Source organism: Mycobacterium sp. NGS68 (assembly GCF_059812195.1).
Genome location: NZ_JCALCE010000003.1, coordinates 56,239 through 77,962, shown reverse-complemented (window position 1 = coordinate 77,962; position 21,724 = coordinate 56,239). Strand labels below are relative to the sequence as shown.

Annotated in this window: 19 protein-coding genes and 1 other RNA gene; 5 read left to right on the top strand and 15 right to left on the bottom strand. The window is 68.9% G+C overall.

Annotation, left to right across the window (positions count from 1 at the left end; genetic code table 11):
- Positions 1-23: 23 nt before the first annotated feature.
- From AC5Y5V_RS05170 to AC5Y5V_RS05130, 9 genes are all read right to left on the bottom strand, one after another.
- Positions 24-245 carry a hypothetical protein gene (locus AC5Y5V_RS05170; RefSeq protein WP_499931665.1) on the bottom strand — a complete coding sequence of 74 codons (222 nt, stop codon included), beginning with the start codon at positions 243-245 and terminating at the stop codon, positions 24-26.
- A gap of 60 nt (positions 246-305) precedes the next feature.
- On the bottom strand, positions 306-725 hold the full coding sequence (locus AC5Y5V_RS05165; protein WP_499931663.1) for a hypothetical protein: 420 nt from the start codon (positions 723-725) through the stop codon (positions 306-308).
- A gap of 80 nt (positions 726-805) precedes the next feature.
- Positions 806-1,666 (bottom strand): TIGR03619 family F420-dependent LLM class oxidoreductase, encoded by an 861-nt coding sequence (locus AC5Y5V_RS05160; RefSeq protein ID WP_499931661.1) that lies wholly within the window; start codon positions 1,664-1,666, stop codon positions 806-808.
- Positions 1,663-2,295, bottom strand: a complete 633-nt coding sequence (locus AC5Y5V_RS05155; RefSeq protein WP_499931944.1) for a PaaI family thioesterase — start codon at positions 2,293-2,295, stop codon at positions 1,663-1,665. The genes AC5Y5V_RS05160 and AC5Y5V_RS05155 overlap by 4 nt, the downstream gene beginning before the upstream one ends.
- Before the next feature lie 17 nt (positions 2,296-2,312).
- Entirely contained in the window at positions 2,313-5,288 is a 2,976-nt protein-coding gene (locus AC5Y5V_RS05150) for a bifunctional [glutamine synthetase] adenylyltransferase/[glutamine synthetase]-adenylyl-L-tyrosine phosphorylase (RefSeq protein WP_499931659.1), read from the bottom strand.
- Positions 5,289-5,310: 22 nt separating this feature from the next.
- Positions 5,311-6,651 (bottom strand): glutamine synthetase family protein, encoded by a 1,341-nt coding sequence (locus tag AC5Y5V_RS05145; protein WP_499931658.1) that lies wholly within the window; start codon positions 6,649-6,651, stop codon positions 5,311-5,313.
- A 79-nt stretch (positions 6,652-6,730) separates the two neighbouring features.
- Positions 6,731-8,290 carry an alpha/beta hydrolase gene (locus tag AC5Y5V_RS05140; protein ID WP_499931656.1) on the bottom strand — a complete coding sequence of 520 codons (1,560 nt, stop codon included), beginning with the start codon at positions 8,288-8,290 and terminating at the stop codon, positions 6,731-6,733.
- Between the two features lie 111 nt (positions 8,291-8,401).
- Positions 8,402-9,955 carry an alpha/beta hydrolase gene (locus tag AC5Y5V_RS05135; RefSeq protein WP_499931654.1) on the bottom strand — a complete coding sequence of 518 codons (1,554 nt, stop codon included), beginning with the start codon at positions 9,953-9,955 and terminating at the stop codon, positions 8,402-8,404.
- A gap of 37 nt (positions 9,956-9,992) precedes the next feature.
- Positions 9,993-11,375 (bottom strand): WS/DGAT/MGAT family O-acyltransferase, encoded by a 1,383-nt coding sequence (locus AC5Y5V_RS05130; protein ID WP_499931652.1) that lies wholly within the window; start codon positions 11,373-11,375, stop codon positions 9,993-9,995.
- Positions 11,376-11,550: 175 nt separating this feature from the next.
- On the opposite strand from AC5Y5V_RS05130, the gene panB reads away from it, so the two are divergent.
- Complete coding sequence (panB, locus tag AC5Y5V_RS05125) at positions 11,551-12,396, top strand: 3-methyl-2-oxobutanoate hydroxymethyltransferase (protein ID WP_499931650.1); 846 nt, start codon at positions 11,551-11,553, stop codon at positions 12,394-12,396.
- Here panB and AC5Y5V_RS05120 read toward each other — a convergent pair.
- Complete coding sequence (locus AC5Y5V_RS05120; protein WP_499931649.1) at positions 12,393-12,773, bottom strand: heme-binding protein; 381 nt, start codon at positions 12,771-12,773, stop codon at positions 12,393-12,395. The genes panB and AC5Y5V_RS05120 overlap by 4 nt on opposite strands.
- A gap of 190 nt (positions 12,774-12,963) precedes the next feature.
- Here AC5Y5V_RS05120 and AC5Y5V_RS05115 point away from each other — a divergent pair, with 190 nt between their 5' ends.
- A complete protein-coding gene (locus AC5Y5V_RS05115; protein WP_499931647.1) occupies positions 12,964-14,484 on the top strand; it encodes a CYTH and CHAD domain-containing protein in 1,521 nt (506 codons plus the stop codon).
- 131 nt (positions 14,485-14,615) lie between these two features.
- Here the strand turns inward: AC5Y5V_RS05115 and rnpB are convergent.
- The 3 genes from rnpB to AC5Y5V_RS05100 form a co-directional block, all read right to left on the bottom strand.
- Positions 14,616-15,025, bottom strand: an RNA gene (gene rnpB / locus AC5Y5V_RS05110) — RNase P RNA component class A.
- Positions 15,026-15,079: 54 nt separating this feature from the next.
- A complete protein-coding gene (locus tag AC5Y5V_RS05105; protein ID WP_499931645.1) occupies positions 15,080-15,358 on the bottom strand; it encodes a GlsB/YeaQ/YmgE family stress response membrane protein in 279 nt (92 codons plus the stop codon).
- Positions 15,359-15,386: 28 nt separating this feature from the next.
- The gene (locus tag AC5Y5V_RS05100; protein WP_499931942.1) at positions 15,387-15,653 is read right to left on the bottom strand and encodes a deoxyribodipyrimidine photolyase; all 267 of its coding nucleotides are present in this window, start codon (positions 15,651-15,653) and stop codon (positions 15,387-15,389) included.
- A gap of 55 nt (positions 15,654-15,708) precedes the next feature.
- Here AC5Y5V_RS05100 and AC5Y5V_RS05095 point away from each other — a divergent pair, with 55 nt between their 5' ends.
- Genes AC5Y5V_RS05095 through AC5Y5V_RS05085 form a run of 3 tightly spaced genes read left to right on the top strand, consistent with a single transcriptional unit; the run spans position 15,709 to position 18,909 of the window.
- Positions 15,709-16,419 carry a 2OG-Fe(II) oxygenase gene (locus AC5Y5V_RS05095; RefSeq protein WP_499931643.1) on the top strand — a complete coding sequence of 237 codons (711 nt, stop codon included), beginning with the start codon at positions 15,709-15,711 and terminating at the stop codon, positions 16,417-16,419.
- Between the two features lie 16 nt (positions 16,420-16,435).
- Entirely contained in the window at positions 16,436-17,365 is a 930-nt protein-coding gene (locus AC5Y5V_RS05090; RefSeq protein ID WP_499931642.1) for an epimerase, read from the top strand.
- Complete coding sequence (locus tag AC5Y5V_RS05085; RefSeq protein ID WP_499931641.1) at positions 17,365-18,909, top strand: molybdopterin-dependent oxidoreductase; 1,545 nt, start codon at positions 17,365-17,367, stop codon at positions 18,907-18,909. The genes AC5Y5V_RS05090 and AC5Y5V_RS05085 overlap by 1 nt, the downstream gene beginning before the upstream one ends.
- Here the strand turns inward: AC5Y5V_RS05085 and AC5Y5V_RS05080 are convergent.
- Positions 18,890-19,081: a hypothetical protein gene (locus AC5Y5V_RS05080; protein WP_499931639.1), complete on the bottom strand. Its 192-nt coding sequence runs from the start codon at positions 19,079-19,081 to the stop codon at positions 18,890-18,892. The genes AC5Y5V_RS05085 and AC5Y5V_RS05080 overlap by 20 nt on opposite strands.
- Positions 19,078-21,672, bottom strand: coding sequence for a flavin-containing monooxygenase (locus AC5Y5V_RS05075; RefSeq protein ID WP_499931638.1), 2,595 nt, complete (start codon positions 21,670-21,672; stop codon positions 19,078-19,080). Before AC5Y5V_RS05075 ends, AC5Y5V_RS05080 begins: the two co-directional genes overlap by 4 nt.
- Positions 21,673-21,724: the final 52 nt, after the last annotated feature.

Sequence of the window (21,724 nt, the reverse complement as noted above, 5' to 3'; positions counted from 1 at the left end):
CGCCCCCGCGAGCCCGGGGAAGGCTACATCTTCGGGCGGTGTCCGATGATCCCCCGCGACATGCGGACGGGCGTGCCGTCGACCATCTCGACCACCTCGAGCCACGCGCCGGGCGCCACATAATGCCGGTTGATGTCGTCGCGCTTCATCTCGATGATCAGTACGCCGGCGGCGGTGACCTCGAAGCTGTCGAAGGCGCCGTAGTCCCGCGCTTCGCCGTTGCCGAAAACCACGGTAAACACCATGGATTGAGTATGGCGGTTGAGGCCCGCTAATCGAACGCGGGTCGCCAACCGCCCTGGCAATTACCGGTGGCCGCTGCCGCAGTCGGTGTTGGCGGGCTTGGCCGGCCAAGCGCACGCGTCGACGTCGGTCGTGCCGCCATAGCCACCGCCGGTGAACACGCCGTAGGACGCGGCGTTGGTGCCGGTGTAGGTGGCACCGCCGCCCCCGCCGCCACCGCCCGAATTCTGGACGGTCACCGCCCAGCCCTTGCCCTGCAGCGCCGACTGGTAGGCGTTCATCACATCGGTCGGCGAGCCGTTGACCAGGAAGTGCAGGTGAATGCCGTTGTCATGAATGGAATCCGGCCCGTCGGTGCGCTGGCTGTTCGCCGGGACCGGGATCAGCCCCTGCAAGTTCGGGTCTGCGCTTGCGGCGCCCGGCGCTGCGACGACGCCGACGGCAATCGCCGCGGCCGCCAAAAGACTTGATTTCTTCCCCATATTTCCTCCCGAAATTCGTCCGCCTCGAGGACCGTAGCAACTTGGGAAGCGAGCCCGTGGCAAAACCAAAAAAGGCGTAACTACCCGTCGAGCCCGAGGTCCTTGCGGAACCGCCGCATGCCGTCGATCTTGTCCGGCAAAGAAGCCTGCGGCCCGGCGTAGAACATCCACGGCATGGTGATGATGCCGGTGATGCCGGCTTCGGCGGCGCGCTCATAGTGGGCGGCGGTGAACGCGTCGGTCAGCGGTGTCAACACGGTGAAATCATCCATGGACAAACCCGTTTCGGCCCGCAGATCGCGCAGTCGGCCCACCGCCTCGATGGCGCGGTCGGTCTTGATCAGGTCACCGATCCAGCCGTCGTGCCGCGCGGCGCGGCGCAGTGCGATGTCGCTGAGCCCGCCGACGTACACCGGTATCGGCGGCGGCGTCGGCTGCATCTCCAGCCGCGGCGCCCGATAGAACTGGCCGTCGAACTCGGTCCAGCCCGGTGACCAGAGCTCCCGCATCAGCTCGATCATCTCGTCGGTGCGCTTGCCGCGCGCCTCGAACTGCTCCCCCATCAGCGCGAATTCCTCGCGGCACCACCCCACACCGATACCCAGCTCCACACGGCCGGACGCCAGAAGTGCCGCGGTGCCAATGGCTTTGGCCGCGGAGTAGGGATTGCGCATGGCGGGGATGTAGACGGTGGTGACGAACTTCAGCCGCGTGGTGACCTGGGCCAGCGCGCCGACCAGAACCCACGGATCGGGCCAGTCGGTGAACGGCTCCCAGCGTCGCTCACCGTCTTTGGTGTAGGGGTACGGCGTTTCCAGGGTCTCCAGGTTGACGACGTGGTCGGGGATACCGAGGCCGTCATAGCCGAGGTCGTCTGCGGCCCTGGCGATCTCGAGGATTTCGCGAGTGTTCAGAAACGCGCTGCTGACGTAGAACTTCATCGTGCGACGTGCCCGTCTCGCGCCCAGGCAGGCTCGATGAAGACCCCTTCGGCCTCCACGGTGACGCCCTTCGCATCCGAGATGCAGCCACGCGCAAAGACTTTGACGCCTTCCTTGCGATCGATCCATGCTTCGGAACGCAGCGGGCCCAGCGGGGCGCCGCGCAGGTACTTCACGGTGATGGTGCCGGTGAAGCGGGGCTTGGACAGCCCTTCGCTGGCCGCTTCGCCGAGCATGTGGTCGAGCACCAGCGCGCTGACGCCGCCGTGCACCAACGCCGGCGGGCCCTCGTAGGCCGACCCGAGGACGAACTCGGCCCAGCAGCGCCCGGCACCTGCGTGGTGGACGACGACGGGCGGTGCGATCGGATTGCACAGGCCCACAGCCGCATTGCCCAACGGCAGCGGTCGACCGTCGACGCGGTAGCTCACTCCTACCGGCCGGACCCGTCGGCGCAACGCCGCGGTGGCGGCCTCGATCGCGGCGCGCGCGTCGGCGACGACGTCGTCGTCGGCCTCGGTGCGGATGGTGGCGTCGACGAGTTCCCGGACGGCCGCTGCCAGCGGCGCGTACAGCGCGGTCACCCGATCGGCCTCCGCGGTGCTGAGCACCTCGAACATCGCGCTCATCGCGCCGAAGTCCTCGGTCAACTGCCGAACACCTTGCGTACGACGGCCTTTGCGCGCCGCGTCACCCGCAGGTAGTTGTCCAAGAACTCGCTCCCGTCGTCGTTACCCCAACCCGCGGCAACCGCGACGGCGTTGAGCTGACGTCCCGGTCCGGGCAGCTGGTCGGTGGGCTTGCCACGCACCAGCACCAGCGCGTTGCGGGCGCGGGTCGCGGTGAGCCAGGCCTCGCGCAGCAGGTCCACCTCGTCGGCCGGGACCAGGTCGTGCTCGGCGATCACGTCCAGGGATTGCAGCGTCGAGGTGTTGTGCAGGGCCGGGATCTCGTGGGCGTGCCGCAGCTGCAACAGCTGCACCGTCCACTCGACGTCGGCCAGTCCCCCGCGGCCCAGCTTGGTGTGCGTATTGGGGTCGGCGCCCCGCGGCAGCCGCTCGGACTCGACGCGGGCCTTCATCCGGCGGATCTCCTGCACGGCCTCGGCGGACACGCCGTCGGGCGGATAGCGCGTCTTGTCGGCCATCAGCAGGAATCGGTGGCCCAGATCGGCGTCACCGGCCACGGCATGCGCGCGCAGCAGCGCCTGGATCTCCCACGGCTGCGCCCACTGGGCGTAGTACGCCGTGTACGCCGCCAGGGTGCGCACCAGCGGGCCGTTGCGGCCCTCGGGCCGCAGGTTCGTGTCGACCTCCAGGGGCGGGTCGACGCTGGGGGTGCCCAGCAGGGTCCGCACCTGCTCGGCGATCGTCGTCGACCAGCGGATCGCCTGCGAATCCTCGACACCGGCGGCCGGCTCGCAGACGAACATCACGTCAGCGTCCGAGCCATAGCCCAGCTCGGCCCCGCCGAGCCGGCCCATGCCGATCACCGCGATGGCGGCGGGAGGCTTGCCGTCCTCGGGCAGGTTGGTCCGCGTGATCGCGTTCAGCGCGGCCTGCAGCACCGCCACCCATACCGAGGTGAGCGCCTGGCACACCTCCCTGACCTCGAGCAGGCCCAGCAGGTCCGACGAACCGATCCGGGCCAGCTCGCGACGTCGCAGCGTGCGCGCGGCGGCGATGGCGCGCACCGGGTCGGTGTAGCGGCCGGCCGACGCGACCAGCGCCCGGGCCACGGCGGCCGGGTCGGCCTCGAGCAGCTTCGGGCCGGCCGGCCCGTCGCTGTACTGCTGGATGACCTCAGGCGCGCGCATCAGCAGATCCGGCACATACGCGGAGGTCCCCAGCACGTGCATGAGCCGCTTGGCGACGGCGGGCTTGTCCCGCAGCGTGGACAGGTACCAGCTCTGGGTGGCGAGCGCCTCGCTGAGGCGCCGGTAGGCCAGCAGCCCGCCGTCGGGGTCGGGCGCATACGACATCCAGTCCAGCAGCCGCGGCAGCAGCACCGACTGCACGCGGCCGCGCCGTCCGCTCTGGTTGACCAGCGCCGACATGTGCTTCAACGCGATCTTCGGGGCCTCGTAGCCCAGCGCGGCGAGCTGACGCTCGGCGGCCTCGGGGGTCATGCCCCCGCCGGCCATCTCCAGGCCCGCCGGGCCGATTGACTCCAGCAGGGGCTGGTAGAAGAGCTTCGCGTGCAGCCGGGACACCCGCACGTTCTGGTTCTTGAGCTCGTCGCGCAGCACCCCCGCCGAATCGCGCCGCCCGTCGGGCCGGATGTGGGCGGCGCGCGCGAGCCACCGGACGGCTTCGTCGTCGTCGAATTCGGGCAGCAGGTGGGTCCGCTTGAGCCGCTGCAGCTGCAGCCGATGCTCGAGCAGCCGGAGGAACTCGTAGGACGCCGTGAGGTTGGCCGCGTCCTCGCGGCCGATGTAGCCACCTTCGCTCAGCGCCTCCAGCGCGTCGACCGTCGACGCCACGTGCAGCGACTCGTCGCTGCGGCCGTGCACCAGCTGCAGCAGCTGCACCGCGAACTCCACGTCGCGCAATCCGCCGGTGCCGAGCTTGAGTTCGCGGCCCCGCACGTCGGCGGGCACAAGCTGCTCGACGCGGCGCCGCATGGCCTGCACCTCGACCACGAAGTCCTCACGCTCACAGGCCACCCACACCATCGGCATCAGCGCGTCGAGGTAGCGCTTGCCCAGTTCCGGGTCGCCCACCGCGGCGCGGGCCTTCAGCAGCGCCTGGAACTCCCAGGTCTTCGCCCAGCGCTGGTAGTAGGCGACGTGCGATTCGACGGTGCGAACCAGTTCGCCGCTGCGGCCCTCGGGACGCAGCCCGGCGTCCACCTGGAAGAACGCATCCGACGCCACCCGCATCATCTCGCCGGCCACTCGCGTGCTGAGCGGGTCGGCGCGCTCGGCGACGAAGATGACGTCGACGTCGCTGACGTAGTTCAGTTCGCGGGCACCGCATTTGCCCATCGCCATGACCGCCAGCTGCGGCGGCGAGCGGTCACCGCAGACCGTCTTCTCGGCCACCCGCAGCGCCGCCGCCAGCGCGGCGTCGGCGAGGTCGGACAGCTGCCTGGCGACCAGCGTGAACGGCAGCACCGGCTCGTCCTCGACCGTCGCGGCCAGGTCGAGCGCGGCCAGCACCAGCAGCTGGTCGCGGTACAGGGCGCTCAGCTGCGGCACCACGGTGCCGGGACCAGCGTCGTCCAGGCATTCGTCGAAGGCCTGGGTCAGCTGCTCAGGGGTGGGCAGCTTGCCCTTGCCGCGCAACAGCTTCCACGACTGCGGGTGGGCCGCCAGGTGATCGCCCAAGGCCAGCGACGACCCCAGCACGGCGAACAACCGCCCCCGCAGGCTGCGGTCGGTAAGCAGCGCGGCGCTGAGCTCGTCCCAGCCGGTGTCGGGGTTCTCGAAGAGCCGGATCAGGGTGCGCAGCGCGGCGTCGGCGTCGGGTGCGCGCGACAGCGACCACAGCCGCTCGACGTGGGCCTGGTCGTCCTTGTCGTACCAGCCCAGCTGCTTGAGGCGCTCGCCGGCGCGGTGGTCGACCAGTCCGAGCCGGCCGACACTGGGCAGCCTGGGGCGCTCCGTCGCGGGCTTGGTCACGCGAACGACGTTAGCGCAACCGCTACAGCGACAGGTAAGTCTTCAGCTCGTAGGGGGTGACGTGGCTGCGGTAGTTGGCCCACTCTGTGCGCTTGTTGCGGAGGAAGAAGTCAAAGACGTGCTCCCCCAACGCTTCCGCCACCAGCTCGGAGGACTCCATCGCGCGCAGGGCGTTGTCCAGGCTGGACGGCAGGTCGCGGTAGCCCATCGCGCGGCGTTCCTCGGGCGTGAGGTCCCAGACGTTGTCCTCGGCCTGCGGCCCCAGCACGTAGCCTTTCTCCACGCCGCGCAACCCGGCGGCCAGCAGCACGGCGAACGCCAGGTAGGGGTTGCAGGCCGAGTCGGGGCTGCGCACCTCGACCCGCCGCGACGACGTCTTGTGCGGCGTGTACATCGGCACCCGCACCAGCGCCGACCGGTTGGCCGCGCCCCAGGACGCGGCCGTCGGCGCCTCGCCGCCGACCACCAGCCGCTTGTAGGAGTTGACCCACTGGTTTGTGACCGCGCTGATTTCAGAGGCGTGTTCGAGGATCCCGGCGATGAACGACTTGCCGACGTCCGACAGCTGCAGCGGGTCGTCGTCGCTGTGGAAGGCGTTGACGTCGCCCTCGAACAGGCTCATGTGCGTGTGCATTGCGGAGCCGGGATGCTGGCCGAAGGGCTTGGGCATGAACGTCGCCCGCGCGCCGCTCTCCAGCGCGACCTCTTTGATCACGTAGCGGAAGGTCATCACGTTGTCGGCCATCGACAGGGCGTCCGCGAAGCGCAGGTCGATCTCCTGCTGTCCAGGCCCGCCCTCGTGGTGGCTGAACTCCACCGAGATGCCCATGAATTCGAGGGCCTCGATGGCATGCCGGCGGAATCGCGAGGCGGGCTCGTGCACCGCCTGGTCGAAATAGCCTGCGTTGTCGATCGGAATGGGTTCCGAACCGTCCTCAAGGCCGGGCTTGAGCAGGAAGAACTCGATCTCGGGGTGGACGTAGCAGGAGAAGCCGAGGTCGTTTGCCTTCTGCAGCTGGCGCCGCAGCACGTGCCGCGGGTCCGCCCACGACGGTGAGCCGTCGGGCATGGTGATGTCGCAGAACATCCGCGCCGAGTGCTGGTGGCCGGAGCTGGTCACCCACGGCAGGACCTGGAACGTCGACGGGTCGGGGTGGGCCACGGTGTCGGATTCCGAGACGCGCGCGAAGCCTTCGATGGACGAGCCGTCGAAGCCGATGCCCTCTTCGAAAGCACCCTCGAGTTCGGCTGGCGCGATCGCGACCGACTTCAGGTAACCGAGCACGTCGGTGAACCACAACCGCACGAAGCGGATGTCTCGCTCCTCGAGCGTGCGGAGCACGAATTCCTTCTGTCGATCCATACCCGAACAGTAGGCACTTCGTGTTAACGGCGTGTTACCGGTGCCCGGTCAGGCGCGTTGCGGACTCGCTAGCGCTGGATCAGCGTCGGCACTGCAGGCCGGGCGGGGGCATGGTCAGATCGACGAGGTAGCGGGTCACCGCGCCGTCCACACACTGGTCGCCGTTGAATACCGCGGTGTGTTGGGTGCCGTCGTAGGTGATCAGCGGCGCGCCCAGCTGGTGGGCCAGGTTGACGCCGGCCTGATACGGGGTCGCCGGGTCGTGCGTGGTGGAGACGACGACGACCTTGCCGGGCGCGACTTGGGGCGCAACGTGCGGCGCGGTCGTCGCCGGCACCGGCCACAACCCGCACAGATCGCGGGGCGCGTTGCCGGTGAACGGACCGTAGCTGAGGAACGGCGCGGCCTGGCGGATCTGCTGATCGGCGACGACCCAGCTCTCCGCGTCCGTCGGCGACGGCGCGTCCACGCAGCGGATCGCATTGAACGCGTCCTGGCCGTTGTCGTAGTGGCCGTGCTTGTCGCGGCCGTCGTAGTCGTCGGCCAGCATGAGCAGGTCGCCGGCGTCGGTGTGCCGCTGCAGCCCGAGCAGGCCGCTGGTCAGGTATTTCCAGTGCGACGGGGTGTAGAGCGCGTTGAGGGTGCCGGTGGTGGCGTCGGCGTAGCCGAGTCCGCGCGGGTCCGACGTGTGCGCCGGCTTGAGGACCAGCGGGTCGACCAGCGCGTGGTAGCGCGCGATCCATTGGCTCGGGTCGGTCCCAAGCGGGCAGGCGGGCGAGCGGGCGCAGTCGGCCGCGTAGTCGTTGAAGGCGGTCTGGAATCCCGCCATCTGCCTGATGTTTTCCTCGACGGGGCCCACGGTCGGATCGATGGCGCCGTCGAGCACCATCGCCCGCACACGGTCGGCGAACCGCTCCAGGTAGGCGGTGCCCAGCTCGGTGCCGTAGCTGAAGCCCAGGTAGTTGATCTGCTCGTCGCCCAGGGCCTGGCGGACCACGTCCATGTCCCGCGCCACGGACGCGGTGCCGACGTTGGCGAGGAACGCCACGCCCATCTTGTCGGCGCACTCCTTGGCCAACTGCTTGTAGACCTGCTCGATGTGGGCCACCCCGGCCGGGCTGTAGTCGACCATCGGGTCACGCCGGAAGGCGTCGAACTCCGCATCGGTGCGGCACCGCAGCGCAGGGGTGGAGTGGCCCACGCCCCGCGGATCGAAGCCCACCAGGTCGAAGTGGGCGCGGATCTCGCTGCCTTCCAGCGCCGGCGCCAGCCCCGCGACCATGTCGACCGCGGACCCGCCCGGGCCGCCCGGGTTCAGCAGCAGCGACCCGATCCGCTGGCCGGTCGCCGGAATCCGGATCACCGCCAACTTGGCTTGTGCCCCAGCGGGATTGTTGTAGTCGACGGGGACCGCCACCGTGGTGCACTTCGCGGTGGGGATGTCACTGGTGTCGCCCCATTCGCCACAGCCGCCCCAGTTCGGCTTCGCGACCGCCGGCGGCTGCGGGCTCTGCGTCTGGCCCTCGCCGGGCTCGGGGGTGGCGCCGGCGATGGCCGGCTGGCCCGCAAGCAGCAAACCGACGCCCACTAACGAAAGAAGCGCCGAGCTCATCGGTCTCCGGCGCGACATGGCAGTCATCGTGTCAGCCGTGCATACCCGCGACGACGCGAAAAGGTCACGCCTTGGTCTCTTATGCATCCCTCAAAAGGGCTCTCGCCCTGCAAGCACGTCGAGCGCAGCGGCCCGCGCTCAGCACTTGGCGCCGGACGGCGGCGTCTTGCCGTTGATCAGGTACTCGGTGATGTACGCGTCGATGCAGCTGTCGCCCTGAAAGACCACCGTGTGCTGGGTGCCGTCGAAGGTGAGCAGCGACCCGTGCAGCTGGGACGCCAGGTCCACCCCGGCCTTGTACGGGGTGGCCGGGTCGTGAGTGGTGGATACGACGATCGTCGGCGGAAGTCCGGGCGCCGAGACCGCGTGCGGCTTGCTCGTCGGCGGCACGGGCCAGAACGCGCAGGTGCTCAGCGGCGCGTGACCGGTGAACTTTCCGTAGCTCATGAAGGGGGCGAGCTCGCGGGAGCGGCGGTCTTCGTCGATGACCTTGGCCCGGTCGGTGATCGGCGGCGTGTCGACGCAGTTGATCGACACCCGGGCGTCGGTGGCGTTGGTGTAGTGGCCCTTGGAGTCGCGGCGCATGTACATGTCGGCCAGCGCGAGCAGCGTGTCACCGCGGCCGTCGCGCAACTCGCTCAGTCCGTCGGTCAGGTGGCGCCACAGGGTCGGCGAGTACAGCGCCATGATGGTGCCGACAATGGCGTCGCTGTAGCTCAGCCCGCGCGGGTCGCTCGTCTTCGCCGGCCTGCTGACCTGCAGGTTGTTCGGGTCGACGAGCGGGTCGAGCAGGCTGTGGTAGACGTCGGTGGCCTTGGCCGGGTCGGTGCCCAGCGGGCAGCTCGGCTTCTTCGCGCAGTCCGCGGAGTAGTCGTCGAACGCGTCCTGGAATCCCTTGGCCTGCCGCAGGTCGGCCTCGATGGGATCGGCGTTGGGGTCGACGGCGCCGTCGAGGATCATCGCGCGCACGTTCTGCGGGTACGCCTCGGCGTAGGCCGAGCCGATGCGGGTGCCATAGGAGTAGCCCAGGTAGGTCAGCTTGGTGTCGCCCAGCGCCGCGCGGATCGCGTCGAGATCGCGGGCGACGTTGACGGTCCCGACGTTGCGCAGGAAGTTGATGCCCATCTTGGTGACGCAGCGGGCGACGAACTCCTTGGTCTCGTCCTCGCTGCGCTGCACGCCCGCCGGCGTGTAGTCGACCTGCGGCTCGGTTCGCAGCCGGTCGTTGTCGGCGTCGGAGTTACACCAGATCGTCGGCCGCGACAGCCCCACCCCGCGCGGGTCGAACCCAACCAGGTCGAACCGTTCACGGACCTTCGGCGGCAACGTCTGAACGATGCCCAGAGCGGCCTCGACCCCGGACTCGCCGGGACCGCCGGGGTTGATCACCAGCGAACCGATCCGGTTGCCCGTCGCGGCGAAGCGGATCATCCCCAGCACCGCCACGTCGCCGCTGATGTGGTCGTAGTCCACCGGCACGGCGAGCTTGCCGCACATCGCGCCGGGCGGCAGCTTGGCCGGGTTGTTGGCGCGGCACGGCACCCACTTCACCGGCTGGCCCAGCCTGGGCCCCGCCATGACCGCATGCCCGCCGACGACGCGGACGCAGCCCGCGAGCAGCATCGCCACGGCTGCGATCGCCGTCCAGATCAGCAGCGTGCGCGCGATCGTGTCGCGGCGAGAGGGGCGCATGCCAACATATGCTGCCAGAGGGCGGACAAGATGCTGGTTACCCGGTGGCTGCCAGCAGTTCTTCCATCACCACGGCGAACTCATCGGCCATCTCCCACAGATCGGGCAGCAGGTCCGGGCAGGAGATCAACCCCACGTCCAGCTTGCCGTTCAGCGACATCACCGTGATGTTCAGTCCCGAGCCGTGAAAGATCGGCCCTAAGGGATACATCGCCTGCACCTCACAGCCCAGCAGATACAGCGGGAGCTGCGGCCCCGGCACGTTGGAGACCACCAGGTTGTGCACCGGCAGGCTGTGCGTCAGCCGGGTGTTGGCATAGACCCGCATCGCGATCCCGAACACGGCCGGCGCGGCGAACTGCGTCCAATCCTGCAACAGCGTGGCGCCGATCGCCGAACTATGTTCTTTGGCAACTGAATTCGCCTGCGCAATGGCACGCAGGCGCTCCCCCGGGTCCGCGACCTGGGTTTCCAGGCTGGAAAACATGCCCGAAATCTGGTTGCGGCCGGCGCGATCGGACTTGCCGCGCACCGAGACCGGCACCGTCGCGACCAGCGACGTCTCGGGCAGCACGTTGCGCTCGGCCAGGTATTGCCGCAGCACGCCGGAGACCAGGGCCATCACCACGTCGTTGACCTTGACGCCGAAGCGGTTCTTCACCCGCTTGATGTCCTCGAGGTCCAACTGCGCGTAGGCGACCGTCCGCCGGCCGCTGACGCTGGCGTTGAACAGCGTCGGCGGCGCGGCGAAGGGGCGGGCCATCGCCTGCCCCTCCAGTGCCCGCGCCAGCGTGGCGATCACCGACGTCATGGTTTGCGGCAGCACGTTGGCCAGGTGCAGGGGGCGGGCGGCGAACCGCAGGAGCCCACCCGCGGCGATCTGCCACCCGGTGGCGCCGCCGACGCCGACCACCGGATCCGGTGCGGGCGCGTCGGCCTCGGGGGTGCACAGCCGCGATATCAGGTTGGCGCCGGTCACCCCGTCCACCCCGGCGTGGTGCACCTTGGTCAGCAGCGCGATTCGGTGGCAGTCGCCGGCCCCCACACCTTCGAGGACCCACATCTCCCAGAGCGGGCGCCCGCGCTGAAGCGGCAGCGACGCGATGTGGCCGCAGATCTCCGAGATCTCCGCCCGGCCTCCCGGCGCCGGCAGCACGATCCGGTGCAGGTGACGACCGATGTCGAAGGTTTCGTCGTCCACCCAGACCGGATGGTCGAGGTTCAGCGGGCTGTTGGCGAGCCTTTCGCGCAACTCGGGCATCGCTGTGATCCGTAGCGACAGCGCATCGCGCAGCCGGTCGAAGGTGTAGCCGCCGGGCATGGTCGACGTGTCCAGCTCCATGAGCGAGCAAACATGCATGGGCTGTGTCTCGGTTTCCAGGTACAGGAAGCTGGCATCGAGTCCGCTGAGCCGCTGCATCCCGTCGATGGTAGGGGTCCGATGGGGCGTGTCACAGTGCCGGCCGGTGACAGCCCGGTGACAACGATGGACAAAAGGTGGCAGACTGTGGGAGTCCGACGAACCCGGGGACCCGTTTCAGGAAGAAGACCTGAGGGCCACGAGGATCGACCAGACCAAATCACTAGGGACAAAGATGTCTTCTGAGCAGAATGTTTATGGCTCCAACCCTGCCGGTTCCGCGCCGCGCACCAAGATTCGCACCCACCACCTGCAGAAATGGAAGGCCGAAGGCCACAAGTGGGGCATGCTCACGGCCTACGACTACTCGACCGCCCGGGTCTTCGACGACGCCGGTATCCCGGTACTGCTGGTCGGTGACTCCGCCGCCAACGTGGTCTACGGCTACGACACCACCGTGCCGGTTTCCATCGACGAACTAATTCCCCTGGTGCGGGGGGTGGTACGGGGCGCCCCGCACGCGCTCGTCGTCGCCGACCTGCCGTTCGGCAGCTACGAGGCCGGGCCCACCGCCGCACTGGCCGCCGCCACCCGCTTCATGAAGGAGGGCGGCGCCCACGCCGTCAAGCTCGAAGGCGGCGAGCGGGTAGCCGAGCAAATCTCGTTTCTGACCGCCGCGGGCATCCCGGTGATGGCGCACATCGGCTTCACGCCGCAGAGTGTCAACACCCTGGGCGGGTTCAAGGTCCAGGGCCGCGGCGACGCCGCCGAGCAGACCATCCACGACGCGATCGCGGTCGCCGAAGCCGGGGCCTTCTCCGTCGTGATGGAGATGGTGCCGGCCGAGTTGGCCACCCAGATCACCGGCAAGCTGACGATTCCGACGGTCGGGATCGGCGCCGGCCCGAACTGCGACGGCCAGGTACTGGTGTGGCAGGACATGGCCGGCCTCAGCAGCGGGAAGACCGCCCGCTTCGTCAAGCGCTACGCGGACATCGGCGGTGAACTACGCCGCGCCGCAATGCAATACGCCGAGGACGTGGCCAGCGGGGTGTTCCCCGCCGACGAGCACTGCTTCTAGTCTTCGGTCGGCGCCGGCGCTCCGCAGCGAGCCCGGAAATCGGTCATGGGCGCGCGGAGGCCCTGCAGGTCGGCATGGGTCTGCGGGTTGGCGTCCATGTACTGCTGCAACCGGTCGCGCATCTGTTCGCGGGTCAGCCCCTTCAGGCCGGTGAAGAAGTCGTTGACGTCCGGGTGACCGAACAGGTATGCCGACGTCGACGCCGCGACGCCCGCGGCTATCCCGGCCATGTCGGCCGCCGTGCAGTTAGGCGGCGCGGGTTGCGGGTCCGCGTTGGCAGAGCCGGCCGCCGCGCCGAAAAGCAGTGCGCCACCTACTGCCCCGACGGCCACCGCGCCGGTGAACACACGAGGTCTGCGACAACCGAAAAACACCATGACACAGCTCCTTAATCAGGTACCCGACAAGCCGCAGCCGGAGCGGCTGCCCCGCTCGGCAAAACCATAAGCGGTTTTCGCGCCGCGCATAGACCGAACACGTTCGAAAGCCCGTTCACTTTGATATGGCACGCTAGGGATGCTCGGCAGCGACACGTTAGAGCCATCCACTGACCATGGGAAGTCAACGATGCCTGGAAAAGCGCCAAAGACGGCGCGCCATCTGGAGGTGGAACGCAAGTTCGACATCGTCGACTCGACGGTTTCGCCCTCGTTCGAGGGCATCGCCGCGGTGGCGAGGGTCGAGAAGTCACCCGCCCAGTCGCTGGACGCGATCTATTTCGACACACCGGCGCAGGACTTGGCGCGCAACAAGATCACGCTGCGGCGCCGCACCGGCGGCACCGACGCCGGTTGGCACCTGAAGCTGCCGGCGGGGCCGGACGCCCGCACCGAGATCCACGTGCCGCTGGCCACTTCCGGCCCGGAATCCGTACCGGATGAGCTGCGAGATGTGGTGTTGGCGATCGTCCGCGACCGCCCGCTCGAGCCGGTCGCGCGGATCACCACGCAGCGCGATAGCCAGGTGCTTTACGGCAGCGACGGCACCGCGCTGGCGGAGTTCAGCAACGACCACGTCACCGCGTGGACGGCCGACTCCGGCGGCGCCGGCCCAGCCGAACAGGAGTGGCGCGAGTGGGAGGTGGAGCTCGTCGCGACGAACGGGACCGCCGATACCAAGCTGTTGAACCGGCTGAGCAATCGTCTGCTCGACGCCGGCGCGACCCCCTCCAACCACGGTTCCAAGCTGGCCCGCACGCTGGGTTCCACGTTGCGGCACGACGCCCCGGCCGCGCCCGCGCCGTCGGACCCGGTGCACCGCGCGGTGGCCGAGTACATCGACGAGCTGCTGGTGTGGGACCGCGCCGTGCGCGCCGATACTGACGACTCGGTCCACCAATTGCGGGTGACCATCCGCAAGATCCGCAGCCTGCTGCGGGATTCGCAGGATGCCTTCGAGTCGGCGAATGTCGCGTGGGTCCTCGATGAACTGCGCGAGCTCGCCGCGGTCTTGGGGGTGGCGCGCGATGCCGAGGTGCTCGCCGAGCGCTACCGGCAGCACCTGGACCTGTTGGCGCCGGAATTGGTGCGCGGGCCCATCCGGGAGCGCTTGGTGGAGGGCGCGCGCCGGCGCTACCAGACGGGGCTGCGGCGGTCGCTGATCGCCATGCGGTCGCACCGCTACTTCCGGCTGCTCGACGCGCTCGACGCGCTCGTGGCCGACATTCCCGTCGGGTCGGCGCACGAGGACGCGACACCGGTGACTATCGACGCGGCGTACCGGCGGGTGCGCAAGGCCGCCAAGGCCTCCCGGGCCAGTGCAGACGACGCGCACCCTGAGCGCGACGAGGCGCTGCACCGGATCCGCAAGCGCGCCAAACGACTCCGCTACACCGCGGCGGCCACCGGGGCCGACAAGGTGGCCGAGCAGGCGAAGGCCATTCAGTCGCTGCTCGGTGATCACCAGGACAGCGTCGTGAGTCGCGAGCACCTAGGCCACCAGGCCGACTCCGCGCACGCCGCGGGCGAGGACACCTTCACATACGGCCTGCTCTACCAGCTGGAGAGCGACTTCGCCGAGAGCTGCCGTGAGCAGGTCGGGGATGCGCTGCGCGCGCTGCAGAAGGCGGTGCGCAAGGCGCGGCGTTGAGCCGGCGCTGACGGCCGCGCTCGAGTGTCGACTTATGGCACGCGATACGGCGTCAAGCGTGCCTCAATCCGACACTCGGCGAGCGTCTCGATCGCGAAATGCGTGATCTCCCGAGGCAGCCGGAGCGAAGGCGGACGAGTTGGCTTGTAAGCCGGATTCTGTTCCTCACCGCCGCGGCGTAAGCAACGGCGGCAAGGCGGCGACCATCCATCTGGGCACACCGTTGCCGGGTACCTCGAGCGGTCTACCCGCAGGCTCGGGCGAGCAACCCTCGAACGCCTGCGCGGCCGCACCTCCCGGTGCGGCCTTCTTGACCTTGCTTCGGGTGGGGTTTGCCTAGCCATTCCGGTCACCCGGGATGCTGGTGCGCTCTTACCGCACCGTTTCACCCTTACCACCGCGAGGGTGGCGGTCTGTTTTCTGTGGCACTTTCCCGCGAGTCACCTCGGATTGCTGTTAGCAATCACCCTGCTCTGTGAAGTCCGGACTTTCCTCGACTCGTCGCCACGAGAGCGCGAGCCGCGGCCGCCCAGCCAACTCGTCCGCGTCGAACACGGTACCCGCTGGGGCATGTCGCGGCCAATGGCCGCGCGGGTCATCGCGTGCTGTTGCCGCGCCGACCCGTGATTCCCAGATAGGCGGCGATCAACACGACGGCGATGATGATGCCAACCAGGAACGGAATTATCTTGAAGCCGCCGTTTTGGTTGGAATATCCCAGCTTGTACGACACCCACGTCCCCAGAAACGAGCCGGCAGCGCCGAGCAGCACCGTCATGATGACGCCGATGTTTTGCCTGCCCGGCATCACGAGCCGGGCCAGCCCTCCCACGATGAGCCCGATGACGAGGGCGCCGATGATGGTTGTGATCACCGGTCTGGTGTACCCACTGCGTGCCGGCTTAGCCCTTCTTACTGGGCACGATGACGACGACAATGAGCGTCAGAATGCTGAAGAACAGCCCGAGGATGCCCCAGCCGATGGGGTTTCGCCCCTTCATGGCGGCGATCAGCGCGCACACGATCGCGGCGATGACGCTGCCGATCAGGACGAAAATGCCCTTGATTCCCCTCAAGATCAGGCCCGCGGCCTGCGGGTTGTCCTGGGCGGCTAGAACCAGCGTGTGCAGCATGACGATCTCCTCGGTGTGGACGTCCAGTAGGGGCACCTGCTCCAAGCGGATACCCCGGGACGCGCCACTACAGACAGGACCGGAGTAACGGATGGCCGATTGGCAGAAGCGTGTCGACTCCGGCGACTGGAACGCCATCACCACCGAGGTCGACGAATACGGCGGCGCACTGCTGCCCCAGCTGGTCACAGCCGCCGAAGCGGCGCGGCTACGCGGTCTCTACGCCGACGACGGCCTGTTCCGCTCGACCATCGACATGGGCCCCAGGCGATACGGCGCCGGGCAGTACCGCTACTTCAACGCCCCGTATCCCGATCCGATCGAGCCCCTCAAGCAGGCGCTCTATCCCAGGTTGCTGCCGATAGCGCGCGAGTGGTGGGCCAGGCTGGGCCGCGACGCGCCCTGGCCGGACACCCTCGACGAATGGCTGGCGGCCTGCCACGCCGCCGGCCAGACCCGGTCCACCGCGCTGATGCTGAAGTACGGCGCCGACGACTGGAACGCCCTGCACCAGGATCTCTACGGCGAGTTGGTGTTTCCTCTTCAGGTGGTGATCAACCTCAGCGACCCGGCCCGCGACTACACCGGCGGCGAATTCCTGTTGGTCGAGCAACGGCCGCGGGCCCAATCCCGCGGCACGGCAACGCAGTTGCCGCAGGGGCACGGATTCGTCTTCACCACGAGGGAGCGTCCGGTGCGCTCGAAACGGGGCTGGTCGGCGGCGCCGGTCCGGCACGGCATCTCGACGGTCCGCTCCGGCGAACGCTATGCCATGGGCCTGATTTTTCACGACGCGGCCTGACGATTACGGTGACGGCGTGAGCACTCCCCTCAAGGTCGTCCTGGCCGGTGGCAGCGGATCTTTGGGTCGGCGGATCGCGGCGGATCTCGGCGGTCGCGGCCACGACGTCGTCGTCCTGACCCGCCGCGAAAACCCGGCGCTCGGCGTGCGCCAGGTGCCCTGGGATGGCCGCACCGTCGGCGACTGGGCCGCCGAACTGGACGGACCCAACACCGCCGTCGTCAACCTCGCCGGCAAGCTGGTCGACTGCCGGCCCACCGCAAGCAACGTCGCCGCGCTCAGGGACAGCCGGGTGGCGCCCACCAAGGCGCTGGTCGAGGCCAGCCGGCAGCTGAAAACTCCGCTGGCGCACTGGCTTCAGGCCAGCACCACCGCGATCTGGTCGGACGCCGGAGAAACCCACTGCGACGAGACCACGCCGCTGCCGACCGGCCTGCCCCAGATGACGGGCGTGGCCGAACCCTGGGAGCGTTCGTTCGAGGGAGCCAACACCCGCCACGGCGTGATCCTGCGTACCTCGGTCGTCCTGGACCCCGACTCCCCCGCGCTGACCCGACTGGTGGGGCTGACCCGGTTCGGCCTGGGCGGTCGGGTGGGCAGCGGCCGGCAATGGTTTTCGTGGATTCACCTGTCGGACTGGCTGGCGATCGTCCGCGCCTGCCTGGGTCTGACTCCCGGCGTCACCATTCCCGACGGGGTGCTCGTGGCGGCGGCCGATCATCCGGTGCGCAACCGCGACCTGATGGCCGCCCTGCGCCGGCAACTGCACCGCCCGGCCGCCCCACCCACCCCGGCCGCGTTGGTGAAACTCGGTGGCGTCGTTTTGCGCACCGATCCCGCGCTCGGGCTGACGGGACGGTATGCGACGTCAAAGATTCTGAAAGACAACGGCTTTACGTTCGACTTTCCGACGCTCGACGCGGCGCTGGCCGATCTGCTGCGCTGATGGCCCGGCCAGATCAGCGGTCCAGTGAGCGGATGATCGCGGGCGTCGCCGCGGCGGCCGTCGCGCTCGGGGTGACCCAACTGCTGGGCATCCCCTTCGGCCCGCGGGCCGATGCGCGCGCCGCGGTCGGCTCGGCGGTCGTCGACCTGACGCCCGGGCCCGTCAAAGAGTGGGCGATTCAGACCCTCGGCACCATGGACAAACCCGTTTTGGCCGTCGTCGTGCTCGTGGTGATCGCGACGGTCGCCGCGATCGCCGGGTCCTTCGAGACGCGGCACCGCCCGTTCGGCAGCGCGGTGATCGCCGCGGGTGGCGTGCTCGGCTGCGCCGCGGTGCTATCGCGGCAGGGCGCGACGGTGATTGACACCATCCCGACGGTCACCGGCGCGGCCTGCGGTGTGTGGGCCCTGCGGTTCCTGGTCCGACGACTTCCGGCTGAGGCTCCCGACGCCGCCGACGATGACGAGCCCGACACCGGCCGACGCAGGCTGATCGCGTACGGCTTGCTCGGATTCGGCGTGGCCAGCGGCGTGGCGGGCGCAATGTTCACTCGGTTGGCGCATTCGGTGGCCGGTGACCGCACCGCCCTCACGCTTCCGCTACCGCGCAGATCGGCGCCCCAGATACCCGCCGAGGTGCAACCCAACGGCGTTGCGCTGCCAAGCTTTATCACCGCCAACCGCGACTTCTACCGAGTGGACACCGCGCTCAGCACGCCACAGCTCAGCCACGGCGACTGGCGCCTGCGCATCCACGGCATGGTGGACCACGAAGCCACCTACAGCTTCGACGACCTCTCCCGCTTCGAGGTCGTCGAGATCGTGACGACGTTAACCTGCGTGTCGAATCCCGTTGGTGGAAAACTGATTTCGACGGGCGTCTGGACGGGCTACCGGGTGGCGGACCTGCTCGCGGCGGCGGGTGTGCACGCGGACGCCGACATGGTGCTCTCGACATCGGTCGACGGGTTCACCGCCGGCACTCCAGTACAGGCCCTCACCGATGGCCGCGACGCGCTCCTGGCCATCGGCCTCAACGGCCAGCCGCTGCCGATCGAACACGGCTACCCCGCCCGGCTGGTGGTGCCCGGCCTCTACGGCTACGTGTCGGCGACCAAGTGGGTCGTCGATCTGGAGCTGACCCGCTTCGACAAGGCCAAGGCGTACTGGACGCGGCAGGGCTGGGCGGCGCACGCGCCGGTGAAGACGGAATCGCGCATCGACGTGCCGAAGGGCGGCCAAAGGGTGCCGGTGGGACCGGTGACGTTCGGCGGCGTCGCGTGGGCGCAGAATCGCGGCGTGCGGGGCGTGGAGGTCCGCATCGACGACGGCGGATGGCAGCCCGCCGTGCCCGGCGCGAGCTATTCCAACCAGACCTGGCGGTTGTGGAGCTTTCCCTGGCAGGCGAAAAACCCTGGGAAACATACGATCACGGTGCGTGCCACCGACAACACCGGCGCGGTCCAGACGGCGGATCAGGCCGACCCGGTGCCCGACGGCGCCACCGGATGGCACACGGTGCACTTCACCGTTTCCGCCAGCTGAGCACCGCGATCACGATTCCGACCAGCGCCGTGATCGGGCCGATGATCGACCACGTCGTGGTGTTGGTCATCGGGCTGCCACCGAGGACGCCGAAGCCCTGCAGCGCCCAGATCACGCCGAACAGCGCAAGGATCAGCCCGACCGCGAACGTGACGACGGAAGTCCGGCTCATACCGGAATGATAGATGGCGCGGCGGCGAGGAACCCCGCCAGCGCCTGCGCCATCCGGGCCCGGATCGGAGCGCCCGAGAGCACCACGTCGACCATCGACAGCGACTGGTGGGTGTGGCCGCGGGCGCGGACGTGCTCGGTGGGGACACCCGCCGCGGCAAGCGCGACGGCGTAGGCCTCGCCGTCGTCGCGCAGGGGATCGAACTCGGCCGTCACGACGACCGCGGGCGGCAGACCGGACAGATCAGCCGTCCGCAGCGGGGCGAAGCGCGGGTCGCCCCGGTCCGCCTCGCCGATGTAGAGGTCGTACAACCACCGGACCACCGGCGTCGTGAGGCCGTAGCCGTCGGCGTTCTCCGCAAAGGACGCGGACGTCATGTCGCCGGATGCCGGCGGCGTCAGGAGCGCCTGCCCGAGGATGGCCGGTCCGCCCGCGTCGCGCGCCAGCTGGCATACCACCGCCGCGAGGAGTCCACCCGCGCTCCAACCACACACCGCGAGCTGTCCCGGCCGGCCGCCCAACGCCGCGGCGTTGTCGGCAACCCAGCGCACCGCTGCCATGGCGTCGTCGACGGCCGCGGGAAACCGATGCTCGGGCGCGTGGCGGTAGTCCGCCGAGACGAAGACCGTGTCGCTGCGCACGCATAAGTCCCGGCACAGCGGGTCATCCGCGACGGCGTCGCCCAGCACGCCGCCGCCGCCGTGGAAGTACACCACGACCGGGTGCGGGCCCGGGGTCGGCGGCCGGTACAGCCGGTATGCCAGATCGCCTGTGGCACCAGGCAGGACACCGTCGACGATCTCGCCGACGTCCGGTCCCGGCGGCCGCACCAACGCCATCTGCGCGTAGAGGGCGCGCGCGTCGGCGACGGACATCGATTCCATCGGCGGCAGCCCCAACTCCGCCATCGCGTTCAGCACCATCTCGACGTCCGGTTGCAGCCGGCGCACCACCCCGTCGTTGCAGCGCGAGCCGTCGGGTCCGGACCGGCGGAAGCCGAGATAGTCGCGGGCGACGACGTCGTCGCAGCCGGCGCGGTAGAAGTCGAAGCCAGCGCAGTAGGGCAGGAAAACCCGTGGCTTGCCAGGCACGTTGGCGCCCATATACCAGGAATTCGCCGCCGGGTAGAGGGTGATGTCGGCGCAGTCGTTGACGTGCTGCGTCCACCCGGCCTCGGCGGTTTCGGTGGGCTCGATGACGTCGAAGCCGTCTGCGGCCAGGCGAGCGAGGCAGTCGAGCACCCAGTCCGCGTGCTGTTCAATCGCCACGACCATGTTCGCCAGCACCGACGGACTGCCGGGACCGGTGATGAAGAACAGGTTCGGGAAACCGGCCGTGCTCAGGCCGAGGTAGGTGTGCGGCCCGTCGGCCCATTTGTCCTTCAGCGCCAGGTCATTACGCCCGCGGATGTCGACGGCCGTGATCGCCCCCGTCAGGGCATCGAAACCGGTGGCGAACACGATCACGTCGAAGGCCAACGACTCGTCGGCGGTGTCGATGCCACTTTCCGTGATCGCTCTGATCGGATGCTTGCGGACGTTGACCAGGCGCACGTGCGGCAGGTTGTAGGTGGCGTAGTAGTCGGTGTCCAGGCAGGGCCGTTTCGTCGCGATGGGGTGATCGGTCGGGCACAACTCGGCAGCGGTCTGCGGATCCTGGACGATCGAGCGGATCTTGCCGCGGAAGAATTCGGCGTATTCGTGGTTGGCGGCGGGATTGCTCAGCACGTCGGCGTACACGTTGATCGCCTCGAACAGCAGGCCGTCCGCCCAGGCGCGCTCGTAGGCCTGTCGGCGTTCGGTCTCCGAAACGCTGAATGTCGGGGTGACGCTGCGCTCCATCGGGATGCCGCCGAACGAAATTTTGGCCGCCGCACGGTATTCCGCTTCATCTGCCACTCGCGCGAGCTTCGCGGGCGGCATCGCGCCGTTGCGCGCGGGGATCGAAAAACACGGGGTGCGCTGAAACACCACCAGCTGCCGCGCTTCGCGTGCGATGACCGGAATCGATTGCACGCCCGAGGAACCCGTGCCGATCACCGCCACCCGCTTGTCCCGAAAGGCGATGGGCTCGTGCGGCCAGCGGCTGGTGAAGTAGACCTCGCCGCCGAAGGACTCGAGACCGTCGATCTCGGGCGGCTTGGGCAGGGACAGGCAGCCGGTGGCCATCACGACGAAGCGGGTGGTGACCTCCTGGCCGTCGGTGCCGACACGCCAGAGCCTCGCCCCGTCGTCCCAATGCGCCCGCTGCACCCGCGTGCCGAAGGTGATGTGGCGCCGCAGGTCGTGCTTGTCGGCGACATGGTTGAGATAGCGCAGGATCTCGGGCTGGGTGGCATATTTCTCCGACCACTGCCAGTCCCGTTGCCAGTCCGGATCGAAGCTGTACATGTAGTCGATGCTGGGCACGTCGACCCGGGCACCTGGATACCGGTTCCAGTACCAGGTGCCGCCGACGTCGTCGGCCGCCTCGAACACGCGAAATCGGTATCCGGCGCGGCTCAGGCGGTACGCGAGGTAGAGGCCCGCGATGCCCGCGCCCACCACGACGACGTCGACATCCGGTCCGTCCGTGCTGGCTGCTTCGGTCATCCATCGATCATCGCTCCGGGCGCGCCGGATGTCATAGGTACCGCGATACTTG

Bases quoted from the DNA above. Each gene is read 5' to 3' on its own strand.
- AC5Y5V_RS05095 (WP_499931643.1), top strand. From the start codon at position 15,709: ATGGCCGATTGGCAGAAGCGTGTCGACTCCGGCGACTGGAACGCCATC.
- AC5Y5V_RS05120 (WP_499931649.1), bottom strand. From the start codon at position 12,773: ATGGTGTTTTTCGGTTGTCGCAGACCTCGTGTGTTCACCGGCGCGGTG.
- AC5Y5V_RS05130 (WP_499931652.1), bottom strand. From the start codon at position 11,375: ATGCAGCGGCTCAGCGGACTCGATGCCAGCTTCCTGTACCTGGAAACC.
- AC5Y5V_RS05075 (WP_499931638.1), bottom strand. From the start codon at position 21,672: ATGACCGAAGCAGCCAGCACGGACGGACCGGATGTCGACGTCGTCGTG.
- AC5Y5V_RS05080 (WP_499931639.1), bottom strand. From the start codon at position 19,081: ATGAGCCGGACTTCCGTCGTCACGTTCGCGGTCGGGCTGATCCTTGCG.
- AC5Y5V_RS05085 (WP_499931641.1), top strand. From the start codon at position 17,365: ATGGCCCGGCCAGATCAGCGGTCCAGTGAGCGGATGATCGCGGGCGTC.
- AC5Y5V_RS05135 (WP_499931654.1), bottom strand. From the start codon at position 9,955: ATGCGCCCCTCTCGCCGCGACACGATCGCGCGCACGCTGCTGATCTGG.
- AC5Y5V_RS05115 (WP_499931647.1), top strand. From the start codon at position 12,964: ATGCCTGGAAAAGCGCCAAAGACGGCGCGCCATCTGGAGGTGGAACGC.
- AC5Y5V_RS05165 (WP_499931663.1), bottom strand. From the start codon at position 725: ATGGGGAAGAAATCAAGTCTTTTGGCGGCCGCGGCGATTGCCGTCGGC.
- panB (WP_499931650.1), top strand. From the start codon at position 11,551: ATGTCTTCTGAGCAGAATGTTTATGGCTCCAACCCTGCCGGTTCCGCG.
- AC5Y5V_RS05160 (WP_499931661.1), bottom strand. From the start codon at position 1,666: ATGAAGTTCTACGTCAGCAGCGCGTTTCTGAACACTCGCGAAATCCTC.
- AC5Y5V_RS05140 (WP_499931656.1), bottom strand. From the start codon at position 8,290: ATGACTGCCATGTCGCGCCGGAGACCGATGAGCTCGGCGCTTCTTTCG.
- AC5Y5V_RS05155 (WP_499931944.1), bottom strand. From the start codon at position 2,295: ATGAGCGCGATGTTCGAGGTGCTCAGCACCGCGGAGGCCGATCGGGTG.
- AC5Y5V_RS05170 (WP_499931665.1), bottom strand. From the start codon at position 245: ATGGTGTTTACCGTGGTTTTCGGCAACGGCGAAGCGCGGGACTACGGC.
- AC5Y5V_RS05145 (WP_499931658.1), bottom strand. From the start codon at position 6,651: ATGGATCGACAGAAGGAATTCGTGCTCCGCACGCTCGAGGAGCGAGAC.